At 67.5% G+C, this 15,522-nt stretch carries 12 protein-coding genes; 9 read left to right on the forward strand and 3 right to left on the reverse strand.

Going from position 1 to position 15,522, the window contains the following annotated elements:
• The first annotated feature begins 20 nt into the window (after window positions 1-20).
• The 6 genes from F4Y45_14005 (at window position 21) to F4Y45_14030 (ending at window position 6,721) form a co-directional block, all read left to right on the forward strand.
• Window positions 21-1,352, forward strand: coding sequence for a DUF1552 domain-containing protein (locus F4Y45_14005; GenBank protein MXY25616.1), 1,332 nt, complete (start codon window positions 21-23; stop codon window positions 1,350-1,352).
• A gap of 45 nt (window positions 1,353-1,397) precedes the next feature.
• Entirely contained in the window at window positions 1,398-1,808 is a 411-nt protein-coding gene (locus tag F4Y45_14010) for a VOC family protein (GenBank protein ID MXY25617.1), read from the forward strand.
• An 88-nt stretch (window positions 1,809-1,896) separates the two neighbouring features.
• Window positions 1,897-3,120 carry an ATP-binding protein gene (locus tag F4Y45_14015; GenBank protein ID MXY25618.1) on the forward strand — a complete coding sequence of 408 codons (1,224 nt, stop codon included), beginning with the start codon at window positions 1,897-1,899 and terminating at the stop codon, window positions 3,118-3,120.
• Between the two features lie 71 nt (window positions 3,121-3,191).
• Entirely contained in the window at window positions 3,192-5,276 is a 2,085-nt protein-coding gene (locus F4Y45_14020; GenBank protein ID MXY25619.1) for an FAD-dependent oxidoreductase, read from the forward strand.
• Window positions 5,101-5,934 carry a carboxypeptidase regulatory-like domain-containing protein gene (locus F4Y45_14025; protein ID MXY25620.1) on the forward strand — a complete coding sequence of 278 codons (834 nt, stop codon included), beginning with the start codon at window positions 5,101-5,103 and terminating at the stop codon, window positions 5,932-5,934. The genes F4Y45_14020 and F4Y45_14025 overlap by 176 nt, the downstream gene beginning before the upstream one ends.
• On the forward strand, window positions 5,900-6,721 hold the full coding sequence (locus F4Y45_14030) for a c-type cytochrome (protein ID MXY25621.1): 822 nt from the start codon (window positions 5,900-5,902) through the stop codon (window positions 6,719-6,721). Before F4Y45_14025 ends, F4Y45_14030 begins: the two co-directional genes overlap by 35 nt.
• 3 nt (window positions 6,722-6,724) lie before the next feature.
• Here F4Y45_14030 and F4Y45_14035 read toward each other — a convergent pair whose 3' ends face one another.
• Window positions 6,725-8,227: a serine hydrolase gene (locus F4Y45_14035; protein ID MXY25622.1), complete on the reverse strand. Its 1,503-nt coding sequence runs from the start codon at window positions 8,225-8,227 to the stop codon at window positions 6,725-6,727.
• Window positions 8,228-8,314: 87 nt separating this feature from the next.
• Between F4Y45_14035 and F4Y45_14040 the strand changes: the two genes are divergently transcribed.
• On the forward strand, window positions 8,315-9,262 hold the full coding sequence (locus tag F4Y45_14040; GenBank protein MXY25623.1) for a hypothetical protein: 948 nt from the start codon (window positions 8,315-8,317) through the stop codon (window positions 9,260-9,262).
• A 98-nt stretch (window positions 9,263-9,360) separates the two neighbouring features.
• Here the strand turns inward: F4Y45_14040 and F4Y45_14045 are convergent, their stop codons facing one another.
• Window positions 9,361-10,977 carry a hypothetical protein gene (locus tag F4Y45_14045; protein ID MXY25624.1) on the reverse strand — a complete coding sequence of 539 codons (1,617 nt, stop codon included), beginning with the start codon at window positions 10,975-10,977 and terminating at the stop codon, window positions 9,361-9,363.
• Window positions 10,978-11,036: 59 nt separating this feature from the next.
• Here F4Y45_14045 and F4Y45_14050 point away from each other — a divergent pair, with 59 nt between their 5' ends.
• Complete coding sequence (locus F4Y45_14050) at window positions 11,037-13,499, forward strand: DUF1592 domain-containing protein (protein ID MXY25625.1); 2,463 nt, start codon at window positions 11,037-11,039, stop codon at window positions 13,497-13,499.
• Window positions 13,496-14,911, forward strand: coding sequence for a DUF1552 domain-containing protein (locus tag F4Y45_14055; protein ID MXY25626.1), 1,416 nt, complete (start codon window positions 13,496-13,498; stop codon window positions 14,909-14,911). Before F4Y45_14050 ends, F4Y45_14055 begins: the two co-directional genes overlap by 4 nt.
• 252 nt (window positions 14,912-15,163) lie before the next feature.
• Here the strand turns inward: F4Y45_14055 and F4Y45_14060 are convergent, their stop codons facing one another.
• On the reverse strand, window positions 15,164-15,415 hold the full coding sequence (locus F4Y45_14060; GenBank protein ID MXY25627.1) for a hypothetical protein: 252 nt from the start codon (window positions 15,413-15,415) through the stop codon (window positions 15,164-15,166).
• Window positions 15,416-15,522 lie beyond the last annotated feature (107 nt).

Below are 15,522 nucleotides of genomic sequence, written 5' to 3' on the forward strand. Positions count from 1 at the left end.
ATGGCCACGGGAGAGATGCGATGCTGATCACGAAGCAGGCGCTGCCAAGACGGACCTTCCTGCGCGGCATGGGCGCGACGCTGGCCCTTCCGCTGCTCGATGCGATGACGCCGGCCATGTCGGCCCGGGCGCCGGGAGCGCCGCGGTTCGCCGCGGTCTACGTCGGCAACGGCATGAACATGTTCGACTGGACCCCGCCGACCGACGGCGTCGGATTCGAGCTCTCCCCCATCCTGCAGCCGCTGGAGCCATTCCGGAAGCAGATGCTCGTGCTGAGCGGGCTGGACAATTACCCGGCGACCGATCAGGGCGACACCGGCGGCCAACACCCGCGCGCCGCTCCGGCCTTCATGAGCTCCATGCATCCGAAGCAGACCGAGGGCGCGGACGTCGAGGCGGGCACGACGGTTGATCAGATGATCGCCGAGTTGATTTGCGCCGACTCCAAGCTCCCCTCCCTCGAGGTTTCCGTCGACCGCAACGATGTCGTCGGCGCCTGCGACCACGGTTACGCATGCGCCTACATGAATTCGCTCTCGTGGAAGACGCCGACCATGCCGCTTCCGGCCGAGACGAATCCGCGGTTCGTCTTCGAGCGGCTCTTCGGCAGCGGTGACACCCCCGAGGAGCGTCAGTTGCGCGTCGAGGAGGACCGCAGCATCCTGGACGGCCTCACCCGAGAGATCGGGGCGCTGGCCAGCCGTCTCGGCGGACACGACCGCGGGAAGCTGAACGAGTACCTCGACTCCATCCGCGACGTCGAACAGCGCATCGCGCGCGCCGAGTCGACGAACAGCGACTTCGCGGTGCCGGAACGCCCGGTCGGCGTGCCGGAGACCTTCCGCGAGTACGCCGAGCTGATGTTCGACCTGCAGGTGCTCGCGTTCCAGGCCGACATCACCCGCGTCACGTCGTTCATGCTGGCCCGCGAGAACATCAACCGGTCCTACAACGAGATCGGGCTGCCCGAGGCGCACCACTCGATGTCGCACCACGGGAACAACCCGGAGAAGATGCAGGACTTCACGAAGCTGAACACCTACCACGCCGACACCCTGGCCTACTACCTGGACCGACTGCGGTCGATTCCCGACGGCGACGGGACGCTCCTTGACGCAACCGTCGTCCTCTACGGCAGCGGAATGAGCGACGGCAACATCCACAACAACTACAACGTGCCGGTGGTTGTCGTCGGCGGGCCGGAGCGCGGACTCCAGGGGAACCGCCACCTCGTCTATCCGAAGGGCACTCCGCTCGCGAACCTGTCGCTCAGTCTGATGGCCAAGTTCGGCGTGCACGAGGAGCAGTTCGGCGACAGCACCGGGCGACTGCCTCTGCTCTCCGGCGTGTAGAAACGCCGAAACGAGACGCCGCGCCGTCACCACGACACATCATCGATGACTGACGGCGCGGACTCGTCCCCACTCTACAAGGCGGCGTTTCCGTTCGCCGACGACGTCCTGGCGCTGCCCGTTCAGGACATCGATCGGGCCGCCGAGTGGTACGGCGCCAGGTTCGGACTCGTCGAAACAGAGCGACGCACGAGCCCCACCCCCACCGTGATCATGGAGCGGGACGGCGTCCGCATAGGATTCGCCGTCAACGGTGGCGACCCGAGCCAGGAAGGCGCCGCCATCCTCGTGACCGACATCGCCAGAGCCCGCGACGAACTGAAGGCCAGCGGCGTGAAGGCCGCCAACTGGCGAGTGGACGAGCGCGACGGCCGGAAGTACCAGGTCTTCTTCGTCGTAGCGCCGGACGGGCTCTGCTACTACTTTCACCAGCCACTCCGCCAGACCGGCGCGTAGGTCCGCAAGGGCAGCGGCAGAGCTTTGTTTCTAATGTGGACGAAGTTATATCAGTATAGTGTAATTGTTTCGTTTATACTAGAAATAAATGCAGCTCCTGAGAGAGCACTACCTCGACCGGCTTCGGCAGTTCCTCGACGCACCCGTGATTACCGCAGTCACGGGCATCCGGCGCGCCGGCAAGAGCGTGCTGTTGCGACAGTTCGCAGACGCCCTGCGCAGCGAGCGGCAGGTCGTCTACGTCGACAAGGAATCGCTGGAATTCGAGCCCGTGCGCACGGCCCGCGACCTGATCGATCACGTCAACTCAACGACGCACCGCAACGAGCCACGCGTCGTGATCGTCGACGAGGTGCAGGAAATCGATGGCTGGGAACGCGCGATCGCCTCCCTCAACGGCGAGCACAAGACACAGGTGGTGCTCTCGGGCTCCAACGCCAGGTTGCTTTCGGCAGAGCTTGCGACGCTGATTGCCGGCCGCTACGTCACGCTCCGGGTCTTTCCGCTCACGCTACGCGAGTTCGGCGAGCTGTACCGGCAACGCCCCAACGCGTCACTCGATGATGCGGGTCTGTTCCATCTCTACCTGCGCGTCGGGGGGCTGCCAGGCGTGCTCCACACCGACCTCAGCGACCCGGTGGTTGATCAGATGCTGGGCGACATGGTGAACACGATCGCCATCCGGGACGTGATCCGACGGCACCGGATCCGCGACGTCGCGCTCTTCGAAGCGATAACGCGCTTCGCCGTCGACAGCGTCGGCAGTCCAGTGTCCGCCAAGCGCATCGCCGACTTCATGAAGAGCCAGCGCCGAACAACCGCGGTGGATACGGTGCTCAACTATCTGGCTCATCTGGGCGATGCGTTCCTGCTGGAGGCAGTTCCCCGCTTCGATCTTCGTGGCCGGAAGCTGCTCCAGGTCAATCACAAGTACTTCCTGGGCGACGTAGGGCTGCGTAACGGAATCGTCGGCTACCGCGAGAGCGACATCGGCGGAGTCCTCGAGAACCTCGTGTTCCTGGAGCTGCGGCGTCGAGGCTACACGGTGACGGTCGGTATTGCCGGCAAGCACGAGATCGACTTCGTGGCGGAAAAGCGATCCGGGCGTTGCTACGTGCAGGTGGCCTATCTGCTCGAGTCGCGGGCCACCATCGCGCGCGAGCTCAACGCCTTCGACGCCGTCCGGGACGCTTATCCGCGGGTGCTGCTCTCGCTCGACCCGCATCAGCCGGCCGACTTCGAGGGCGTCCGGCACCAGTCGTTGACCACTTTTCTTCGGGGTGCGCCCCTCGGCGCGTCGACCGCCACATAACGGTCTGGCGCCCGGCGGGTGGCCATGGCAAGATTCACCTGCACCGAAGGGCGAGGCGAAGGAGACCCGTAATGTCGAAGAAACGTAACCCTGACCGCGACGATCCGCGCATCGCGAACGAGCGCGGGGTCAGCCGGCGTGACTTCGTCAGGACGGGGACGGCGGCCGGACTGGGGGCCGGCGCACTGCTGACGCCAGACCCGGCGAACGCGCAAGCCACCGCCGGACGCGGTGAGGACATCGATTGGGACTACGAAGTGGACGTCGTCGTCGCGGGGGGCGGGTGCGCAGGTCTGACCGCCGCCATTCGCGCGCGAGACCTCGGGGCCAGCGTGCTGGTGGTCGATCAGAACTTCGACCTCGGCGGCAGGATGCTGCACAGCGGGTCCTTCGTCTCGCTCGGCGGCGGCGATCCGGTTCAGCGCCGCGACATGCGGGGCGAGGGCGACAAGGAGGGATTGATACAGGTCGATCCCGTCGAGGCGCCGGAGGAGCTCGACGACAGCGTCGACCTGCTGTTCACCGACCTCACCGACTGGTCGGTCGTCGACGGGAAGGCCCAGAGCCCGTACCGGTACAACGAGCGGGAACTCTCCCGCTCGTGGGCAGAGAACTGCCCGGCCACGCGGCAGTTCCTCATGGACAACTACGTCCGGTTCACGCGAGTCAACGGCACCCACGGCGGCGGCGGCCTGTCGCGAGCGCGAGGCGCGCGCTGCTTCCTCATGCTGGGTGACCGGACAGACATGAAGGCAGGCACGATTACCCCGGAGGACGCAGGCGTCGCGGACCCGGAACGAACGAGCGCCTTCGCACCCGTGCAGATGAACGACGCGAGACGCTTCGTCGGCCCCGGCGCCGTGAGCAACGGCGTGGCCCTTTCCCGGCCGCTGGAGTTCTCGGCGCGGGAGAAGGGCGTCGAGTTCATGCTGCATCGCCGCTTCGCCGACCTCATTCGTGAACAGCCCTTTGCCGGCAGAATCGTGGGCGTCACAGCCCATTACTCGCCGCGGCGCCACCCCGAGACCGGCGAGATCCTGCAGAGCTACTGGCAGAACGGCAACATCGACGAGCGGCGCGAGACGGTGACGATCCGTGCACGCCGAGGCGTCATTCTGGCGAGTGGCGGTCATGCCGGCAATCCGCAGGTCCGGAGCATGTTCTACCCCGCGATGCGGGAGCCTGCGTTCCCCACGAGCGGCGTCGCCCTGCAGGGCCCGCACGGCCAGGATGCCAGTGCGCTCGTCGCCGGTCTGAAGGTGGGCGCCAATCTGGCCGGAATGCAACAGAACCTTTCGTATCCCACCACCTTTCACATCTCGACCCGTCTCGGCACGCGAGACGCCTACACAACGATGATGCCCGGGCATCCGACCTTCGGCTTCCGGGGCTCCGCGGGCGTCAACGTCGGCAGCGCCGGCTTCGAGGAGTTCATCGCGGTGAACCAGGTCGGCAAACGCTTCTTCAACGAGGTCCGTCTGCCCGCCAGGCCCCGCGGGAGCCGATACCCCGGCGATGGCGCCGCCCCGGGGCAGGGCCTCGACCACAAGCCGCTCGACTGGCGCAACTGCCAGCAGAAGTGGGTCCGGGAGATGTACGACTACGACCACGGCCTCGACGCCGCGCTGGCCATGAACGAGGGCTCGGAGCCCCCGGACTACTACTCGGGTCCGCTGTGGGCCATCTTCGATGAGGAGGCGGTCGAGCGCACCGGGTGGGAGCTCCGCCATCCCTACGTGGCCGACAACGGCTACTTCTTCCAGGCCGACACCCTCGAGGAACTGGCCGAGAAGATTGCCGCCGGCCACGAGTTCCAGCGGGTGCCGCTACGTTATCTGGCCGAGACGGTGGCCAGGTGGAACGATTGCGTGGACGCCGGCGCCGATCCCGAGTTCGAACGCGAGGCGGACGCGCCGATGTATCGCATCGAGCGGCCGCCGTTCTATGCGCTGTCCATCATGGTGATCTGGCACGACTCCTATGGCGGACTGCGGGTCAACGGCCGGCAGCAGGTCGTGGACATGCAGGGCCAGGTCATTCCGGGCCTCTACGCCGGAGGCGAGGCGGTGGGAGGATTCAACAAGCATGGCCTCGGCAAGGGCCACGTCCAAGGCTATATCGCCGGCACGCACGCCGCCGAGGAACCCCACGGGTAGGTCCCCTTACCCCGGAGATGGCCGGCCGGCCATGGCTGCTGTGGAAGACCACGTCGAATCGCACGACACGCGCGTAGTCGTCTGGGATGTGCCACCGGCCATCGTGCGCGGGAAGTCCTTTGCCATCCGGCTCGGTGTCGCCTGCTCCGCCCGGTGCGGGCTTACCGGTCTGGCGGTGGTAGTGCGTGACCACCACGGCAACCGGCGGACGATGGCTACCCTCGGGGACGCCCCCTGGTCCGGCACCGACGCGCTGCATCATGCGCAGGTCGCCCTGAACGCCCCGGACACTGAAGGTCTGTACCACTGGGAAGCCTCGGCGCTGACGGACGACCTGCCGATCGCACACACCGACAGTCGAGCGCGCTTCGGCGTCCGCGTCGTGGCCCCGCCGGCCTGCCAGGTGACCGTCGTCGTCGTCGACGCGCAGAGCGGGACGCCGGTAGAGGGCGCAAGGGTGGTTGCGCAACCGTATCGGGCGGTCACGGATGACCGCGGCCGGGCGGGAATGCACGTTCCGGCCGGCGAATACCGGCTCTTCGTGTCCGGCAAGGGCTACGTCCCTTTCCGCTTCGAGGGAGAAGTGACGGCCGACAGGACCATTCGCGCCGAACTGACACGGGATGTGGAACTCTCGGATGCCGACATCTGGTCCTGATCTTCGTCGCCGGGGCGGGATGGCGGTGCGCTGGACGGGATGGGCCGCCATCGCCGCCCTGGGTGCTGGCTGTCTCGTCTTTCCTGCCGCCGCCAGGGCGCAGCCCGACGACGCCGCGATCTCCGACCGGGGGCAGCAGCTCTACGCCGAGCATTGCACGCGGTGCCACGGCGCCACGGGCGAAGGGAATCCCCCGACATTTCCGGCCCTGAGTGGCAACAACCAGCTCGAAGACGCCGCCCGGATCGTCCAGGTCATCGGCCAGGGTTCGGGCAATATGCCACCGTTTCCGACCCTGACCACGGCGGACATCGCGGCTCTGGCGAGTTACGTCCGCAACGCGTGGACGAACAGCTTCGGCGGTGTGTCGGCAGACACGGTCGCCGCGGAAGCAAGTCTGTCCGCGGATGCGGACCGGACCACGTCCGTCTGGGACGGCGTCTTCACCGACGACCAGGCGGTGCGGGGCCAGTCCGCGTATTCCGGCGCGTGCAGTTTCTGCCACGGCCGGCGACTGAACGGAGCGCCGGACGATCCCGATATGCGGTCCTCGCCCCCGCTGGCGCGGGCGCGGTTCCTCCGCGAGTGGGAGGGACGGTCGCTGGCGACCCTCTACGAGTACACGCGCCTGACGATGCCCGAGGACAATCCGAACTCTCTGGCCGACGAAGAGTACGCCGACATCATCGCCTACCTGCTCTCGGCCAGTGGAATGCCGGCCGGAGATGACGAACTCGCGCCCGACTCACGGAGCCTGGCGCGCATCGTCATCCGGCAGCAGCAATAGGCTTCAGCTCTCCGGGGCGGCTTCCATCAGGAGGGCCAGGGCGCGGCGCAACGCGCGGCCCCCGTCACCCGCTCCGCTGTAGTGGCCCTGGCGGACGACGACCAGATCGTGCGACGGGATGATCAGCGTGGTCTGCCCACCCGCGCCCGACATGTAGTAGGCGTCCCGCGGCACGGGGAACGTGCCGGTCGTGTTGAGCCAGAAGAACCCGCCGTAGATGGGCCGCCCGTCCGCTTCCCAGGCGGGGGCGACGCTGCTCACGAAGTCGACGAAGCCCTCGGGCAGGATCCGCTCGCTCTCCCAGACGCCGTCCTGCAGGTAGAGGTTGCCCAGCCTCGCCCAGTCGCGGGCCGGAGCCAGCTCGTAGCCCTGCAGCAGGTAGTTGCCGTAGGGGTCGGTCTCCAGGACGAAGCCGCGGATGCCCAGCTTGTCGAACAGTTCGCGCTGCGGGAACGAAAGGTAGTCATCGCCCCGGCCTTCGACGCCGAGACGCACGAGGTAGTTGGTCAGCACCGGGTCGGAGTTGCGGTAGCGGCCGATGGTGTTGGGCGGCCACTGCTGCGGGCGGGTCGCCGCCCACTCGAAGGAGTTGGCCGAGCCGGTGTAGACGTAGAGGTGATCCGGATAGCCAAGAGACGGATCGAGGTCCGGGTCGGCGACGCCGCGGAAGCGCAGGCCGCTCGACATGCGGAGGATGTCGGAGATCCGGATCTCCTGGCGTGGGTCGCCGGGTGTCTGCCACTCCGGGACCGGCGCGGGTTGATGCAACTCGTACACGCCCTGCTGAATCAGCACGCCCATCAGCGTCGCGGTCAGGCTCTTCCCCATCGACCAGCTCTCGAGCGGCGTGTGGGGCGTAATGCCGGGGCCGTACCGCTCGGCGATCAGGCGGCCGCGATGGGTGATGACGAACGCCGCCGTCAGCCCCTCTTCCGGGTCGAATGCGGCATCGACCGCCTGCTGCAGTTTCTCGCCGTCGATCTCCATCGGCAGGGGACCATCCGGCATCCGATCGCCCATCGGCCAGGGAAGGGTCTCGGCGGGCGCGAGCGTGGTGCGGATATCGACGGGATCGAAGAAGACATCCTCCTCCCCCACCGGCAGGGTGACGCAACCATGGTCGCCGTTCAGCTTTGCGGTCCGAACCGTGCCGTCCGGCAGCGTCAGGTGGACGCGCCGGCCGTCCTGATCGACCTCGCGCCGCGTGACATGGCGGCGGTGCTGGTACGGTCCGCTGAAGAAACCGACGTTCTCGGCCGCGAAGTCCGCGTCCAGGCCGGTTACGAAGACGGCCGAGCAGAGGGTCTTGGCGAATCCGGAGATGTGGTGCGAGAGCGGATCGCCCGGCGGCGCGACGTATTCGGTGTCGAGTTCCGCCTCGGCGGCTCGCGCCAGCATCGCCGTTCGCTGATCCTGGCCCTGCCCCGTGGCGGCAAGAACCGCGACGGCGGCGAGCGCCACGACGCACAGCCCGGCGCTCCACGTCCGTTTAGTCGGCTTCCGCATTGATCCCTCCCCGCCTCAGGCCGTCAGCGTAGCACGAGGGCGGTGCTACAATGCGGCGCATTGACGGACACATCCCGAGGAGCTGCCATGCTGCCAGACACTCGCCTGATCCGGACGTTCGCCGCCGCCGTTTTCATCCTCTTCAGCGGGGCCGCCTTCGCCGGCGCGCAGATCCTCGACGGGCCCGATCCGGCGCAGATGGAAGATGCGCCGCACCTCGGCTATCACCCGGTCGAGACCGGACTGCAGATTCCCGCCAACGTCGAGATGGGCGCGCCTTCCAGCGTCGGCTGGACGTCGACGGGCCGGCTGCTGGTGTTCAACCGTGGCCCGAACCCACTGATGGAGTTCGAACCGGACGGCACGTTCATCCGGTCGTGGGGGCAGGGGCAGTACGACCGGCCGCATGGCATGCGCATCGACGGCGAGGGACACATCTGGACCACCGACGTCAACGGCGACACCATCCGCAAGATGGATCCGCAGGGCGACATCCTGATGACGATCGACTCGGACGACACGCCGCTCCTCGAGGAACCGACGGACCTGGCGATTGGCCTCGAAGGCGAGGTCTACGTCCTCGTCGGCCACGGCCAGGGCGTGCCGCGGGTGCTCAAGTTCAATCCGGAAGGCGAGCTGATCCACAACTGGGGCGGCCCCGGCACCGGGCCGAGCGAGTTCGACACGCCGCACTCGATCGTCGTGGACGCCGAAGGGCTGATCTACGTCGCCGACCGGCAGAACCGCCGCGTGCAGATCTTCGACAGCGAGGGGACCTACGTGAAGGAGTGGGCCTACAAGGGCCTGCCGTGCGGGCTCTTCATCAACAGCGACGGGACGATGTACATGGTGAGCGGCTTCGCCGGCGAGATCCTGGAGCTGGACGAGAACGGCAAGGCGGTCGGCGCGACCGGACAGCCGGGCCGCGGGCTGGGCGAGTTCGGCGAAGCCCACTACATGACGATAACGCCGTCAGGTGATATCTACGTCGCCGATACCGTGAGGCCGGCGCTTCACAAGTACGTCAGGGACTAGCAGCAAGGATGCCGGGCTGGAGCCCGGCGCACCAGGCTCGCGCGCCACTGCGGGCGCATCGGGAGTTTCGCTGGCGCGAGACTCTGAGTCGCAAGCTCCTAGCGTTGGGGTTGAGCAGCGGCTTCCTGCTCCTCCTCGACGATCTTCCGCCAGTCGACGCCGAGGTCGAAACCGATCGTCGTGTCGGCGCCCAGCGCCGCCAGCGCTTCGCCCGTTTCCTCGTGGCGGTAAAAGGACCCCGCGCGGTACTCGCCCTGCGCGGCAATCATCCAGGGCGTCTGGCCGCGGCCGTTGATCACGTCCATCTCGGCCCCCTCCTCCACCAGGTACGGCGCGATGAGCGTCCCGCCCATATAGACGGCGCCGTGTAGCGGCGTCTGGCCGTCGTCGTTTACCGCGTTCAAGTCGAGACCCAGTTCCAGGCAGTACTTGACCGCCTCGAACGCGCGCCGCTGCAACGTCTCGTAGTAGGCGGGATACGAGCGGAAGCCGTACTTGTCCTGCCCTTCCACATAGTCGGCGCCGGCCGCGACCATCAACGAGGTCGTGTTGTCGACGGTGGTCAGGAAGGGATCGGCGCCTCCTTCCTCCACCAGGATCCGCATGATCTCGACATCGCCGAAACTGGCCGCGAGCAGGAACGGCGTCGAACCCTCGGTCTTCGGCGTGAGGCCATTCGCCTGCGTGATTCGGCGCGACACGAACGGCAGCCGCTCCTCCAGGCGGGCGTCCGGGGCGGCGCCCGCCGCGAGCAACGCGCGCACCACGTCCGGCATCTGCCGCTGAACCGCAGCATGGAGCGGCGCTCGTCCGGCGCCGGCGTGGTTCGGGTCGGCGCCCCGCTCGATCAGAAACAGCGCCATCTCGGCGTGGCCGCTGTCGATGGCGACAAGGAGGGCCGAAGCGTCGGTATCCTCACGGAACAGCACGCGCGCGTTGGTGTCGCCGCCAATCCCGTCGGGCGCCGATTCATGGACGCTGGCGCCGGCGGCGAGCAGAAGGCGGGCCACCTCGGTGTTCCCCTGCTGCGCCGCGAACAGCAACGGCGTGAAGCCGTTCGTCGATCGCGTCGTCGCGCCGCCCCCCGTCTCGAGGAGGACACTCGCCGCCGCGGTGTGGTTCTCGGCGAGCGCCCACATCAGGGCCGTCTGGCCGCGCAGCGATTCCGCGGCGGTGGGGTCCGCGCCCGCCGCCAGCAGCCGGCGCACTACGTCAACGTTCCCGACGCGCGCCGCCGTCATGAGGGGCGTGACGCCGGTAACGCGGGCCAGATTCGGGTCCGCGCCGCCATCGATCAGCAGTTCCACCATCGGCAGACTTGCGTTGAGCACGGCGAGCGCGAGCGCCGTCACGCCATGGTCATCCGCCGCATCGACCCGCGCTCCGGCGCCCAGCAGCAACCGGGCCGCATCCAGGTGGTCCCGGTGCGCCGCCCAGTGCAGCGCCGTCGCGCCATCTCCCTGGGGCAGGTTGACGTCCGTTCCGCCGGCCACGAGTCGTTCCGCACGTGGCAGATCGCCCAGCCTGATGGCCTCGATCAGCGGCAGTTCGGCTGGCGCGGCCGAGGCGGCAACTCCCAGAAGCAGAAACGCAGCCGCGATGAACGACGGGACGCAACGACGCCGGTCACTCATGTCTGACCTCTCCGGTGCAGTGCCTTCACAAGCGGTCGCCAGGGTCGCCCCCGCCCGCTTGACCTCCCCGAAACACGTCATGATAATGCACTGATACTCAGCCCGTTACAAGGCTTCTTCAGCACCCGGCAGGGGTATACATGCGCGTCATGCCGAAGCGGCGATCATCCTGCGTACGGCCCGGCATCACCGCCGCCGTACTGACGGGCGCCCTCGTTGCTAGCGGCCTGGCCGCCGGCCCCGCCGCGGCCCAGGGCACCCCGGCTTCGACCGGCGGCGCCGAAGCGACGGAGTACCGCCAACTGCTCAACCGCTACTGCGTCGGCTGTCACAACGACCGGACGCTTACCGCCGGCCTGACGCTCCAGCGACTCGACCTGGCCCGCGCCGGCGAGGATCCCCACGAGGCGGAAACCTGGGAAAAGGTCATCCGTAAACTCCAGACCAGATCCATGCCGCCAGCCGAGCGTCCGCGCCCCGACGAGACGACCTACGAGGCGTTCACGGCCTGGCTTGAGGACCGTGTCGATAACGCGGCGGCGCGCAACCCGAACCCGGGCCGCCGCCACGCAGTCCACCGCTTGAACCGCTCGGAGTACGCCAATGCGATCCGCGATCTGCTGGACCTCCGAATCGACGCGCCGACGCTGCTTCCGCCCGACGATTCCGGATTCGGCTTCGACAACATCGCCGATGTCCTGTCGATGTCGCCGATGCTGACCGAACGCTATCTTGCCGCGGCGCGCAAGATCAGCCGCCTCGCGGTTGGTGACGTCTCGCTGCAGCCCACCACCGACGTCTACGAGGTCGACAAGCACCTGCGCCAGGACCAGCGCGTCAGCGACGAACTGCCCTTCGGCTCCCGCGGCGGGCTGGCCATAGAGCACTATTTCCCGCTCGACGGCGACTACACGGTGCGCATCTTCCTGCTGCGGACCTACGACGGCGAGGTGCGTGGCCTCCTCGACGAGCATCAGCTCGAGATTCGGCTCGACGGCGAACTGATCGACACCCTGACCGTCGGCGGACCGATCTTCGACGAGAACGGCGAGGAAGTGCGCCGGGACCTGCGCAACGTTCCGGACGACGGGCAGCAGGTCCGCTTCACGGCGAAGGCCGGACCGGCCACGCTCGGCGTCAGCTTCGTCGATCAGACCGCCTACCTCGAGGGCATGCTGCGCCCCGACTACCGGGTCACGAGCTACGAATACGCCGGCGACCAGACCATCCCGCCGGCCATCGCCAACGTCGAGGTGAGCGGGCCGTACGAGACGACCGGCCGGGGCGACACACCGCCGCGCCGGCGCATCTTCTCGTGCCGCCCCGACCCCGGAATGGACGAGATCGGTTGCGCGTCCCAGATTGTCTCGCAACTTTCACGGCTGGCGTTCCGCCGTCCCGTGACGGGCCACGACATGGCGATGCTGCTCGACTTCTACCGGCAGGGGCGGGCGCAGGGGGACTTCGAAGCCGGCATCGAGATGGCCCTCCGACGCATTCTGGTGAGCCCGGACTTCCTTTTCCGTCGTGAGTCGGACCCGGAAGGCGTCGCGCCCGGCGCCGCGTACCCGATTACCGACATCGAGCTTGCCTCGCGCCTGTCCTTCTTCCTCTGGAGCAGCATTCCGGACGACGAGCTCCTGTCGGCCGCCGAGCGGGGCGAGCTGCGGGACCCGGACGTGCTCGGCGCACAGGTCCGCCGGATGCTGGCCGACCCACGCGCAAGGGCGCTCGTCGACAACTTCGGCGGGCAGTGGCTCTACCTCCGGAACATCCGGCTGGTCACACCCGACCCGCAGGCATTCCCGGACTTCGATGCGAACCTCCGCGAGGCAATGGAGCGTGAGATGACGCTCTTTCTCGACAGCCAGATCCGGGACGACCACAGCGTGCTCGACCTGCTGACCGCCGACTACACCTTCGTCAACGAGCGTCTGGCGAGGCACTACGGGATGCCGGGTATCTACGGCAACCACTTCCGGCAGGTGGAACTCGACGGACGGCAGGACGCCCGCCGCGGTCTGCTCGGCAAGGGGAGCCTGCTGACGGTGACGTCCTACGCGCACCGCACCTCCCCGGTGCTGCGCGGCAAGTGGCTGCTCGAGAACGTGCTCGGCACGCCGCCGCCACCACCGCCGCCCGACATCCCGGCGCTCGAGGAAAACGACGAGCCGGGCGTCGCCCCGCGTTCCGTGCGGGAGCGGCTGGAGGCGCACCGGGCCAACCCGGCCTGCGCGAGTTGCCACCGAATCATGGACCCGCTCGGCTTCGCGCTCGAGAACTTCGACGGCATCGGGCGGTGGCGCGACGCGGGCGACGGGGGCGATCCGATCGACGCCAGCGGAACGTTGACCGACGGCGCCGCGGTCGACGGCCCCGCGACGCTCCGGCAGGCGTTCGTCGACCGGGGCGAGAACTTCGTCACGACCGTTGCGGAGAAACTGCTGACTTACGCCGTCGGACGAGGCGTGGAATCGTTCGATGGCCCCGCCGTTCGCGGCATTGTGGACGCCGCCGCGGAGGAGGAGTATCGTTGGTCAGCACTCATCGCCGGTATCGTCCAGAGTACGCCGTTCCAGATGAGGAGATCAGCCGAGCCATGACGCTTCCGAAGCCGAACGTCCCGAAGTCGCCCGTCGTGCCGTCGCGCGGCGCTACCCCGGTGACCGGCCTCGCGCTGCACCGCCGCACGTTCCTGCGCGGTGTCGGCGCCACGCTCGCCCTTCCGCTGCTCGACAGCATGGTCCCCGCCTTCGCCGCCGTGCGGAACACCGCCGCGAAACCGGTGCAGCGGTTCTTCACGGGCTACGTTCCCAACGGCATCATCATGAAGGAGTGGACGCCGGCGACCGAGGGCGCCCTGGGCGACCTGCCGTCGACGCTTGAGCCGCTCACTCCGTTCAAGGACCGCCTGCTCGTGGTGAGCGGCCTCGCCGACGCGCCCGCCTTCCCGCTGCCGGGCGAAGGGACCGGCGATCATGTCCGGGCCGCCGCCACCTTCCTGACCGGCATCCACCCGAAGAAGACCGACGGCCCGGACATTCGGGCCGGCAAGTCGATGGATCAGATCGCGGCCGAGAAGTTGGGGACCGAGACGATGCTCGCGTCCCTGGAACTCGCGATCGACCCGAACGAGCTGATCGGCGCCTGCGAAGCGGGCTGGAGCTGCGCGTACGCGAACACGCTGTCGTGGCGGACGCCGACCAACCCGCTCCCGATGGAGAACCAGCCGCGCGCCGTCTTCGAGCGGCTGTTCGGCGACACCGACAGCACGACGCCCGAAGCGCGCCTCGCGCGGATCCAGGAGGACCGCAGCATTCTGGATTCGCTCGTGCACGAGGTGGCCGACTTCCAGCAGCAGCTCGGTCCCGGCGACCGCACCAAGGTGACGCAGTACCTCGACGCCATCCGCGACATCGAACGGCGCATCCAGTTCGCCGAGGCGCAGAGCGAGCGGGAACTGCCGGAACTGGCGCGTCCCGCGGGCGGCATCCCCGACACGTTCGCCGAGCACGCCCGGTTGATGTTCGACCTGCAGGTGCTCGCCTTCCAGGCCGATCTGACGCGGGTCAGCACGTTCATGATGTCGCGCGAGGTGAGCCCGCGCACCTATCCCGAGCTGGGGATCCCGGATCCGCATCACGGGATGTCACACCACCAGAACCGGCCCGAGCAGATAGTCAAGCTGGCGAAGCTGAACCGGCATCACATCGAGCAGCTCGTCTACTTCATCGAGAAGCTTGAGGCGACGCCGGACGGCGACGGCACGCTGTTCGATCAGGTGCTCATGCAGTACGGCTGCGGCATCAGCGACAGCAACCAGCACCTGCACGTCAACCTGCCGGTCCTCGTCGCCGGCGGTGCGGCGGGACGGATCAAGGGCGGACGCCACCTGCGGGTCGTCGAGGAAACGCCGCTCACCAACCTGCAGGTCGCGCTCCTCGAGAAGCTCGACGTGCCGATCGAGTCGCTCGGCGACAGCACCGGCGCCGTCAAGCACCTTTCGGGCGTCTAGCCGGTGCGCCGGCATGGTGCGCCGGCCTCCAGGCCGGCATCTAACGGTGCGCCGGTGTCCACGCCGGCACTACGGATTGCCATTCCCAAAGGGATCTACCAGCTTTCCAGCAATTGCCATTTGTAGAGGAAAATGGCACTCATAAAATCTAGTGCCATCACAATCTACTAATGCCATTGCGTGCCCTTTGAGCCAGACAGCAGAAAACTACCACTAGGAGCCCGTGGTGAAATACCGCGTTGGCCACGCTCCCTACCACAGCCAATAGAACAGGAAGATGTTGAGCGGGACACAGCACCCGATCGGATACAACACCGCCGCTTCACACAGCATCTCCATCGTCGAGTCAGGCTCTTCTCGCTCCCGCTCCAGTACTTTCAGGTGGCGTATCAACCTGTTCTCGGCCGCGATGCCACTGGAAACCCAGAAGGCCACACCGACTGACAGGGCTGTGTGCAACCACGTGGACGTGCCAGGCCCCGCGACGCTGTAGAACAGCAGCACCCCAAGCGTCACACAGAACAAGAATTACGCCTGTATGCGTACCTGGCGTAGGGTGCCCAGCTTGTATCTCATTCGCACATGCTACTGTTGGCTGTCTCGCCATGGCT

The organism is Acidobacteriota bacterium (assembly GCA_009838525.1).
Lineage (GTDB): Bacteria > Acidobacteriota > Vicinamibacteria > Vicinamibacterales > UBA8438 > VXRJ01.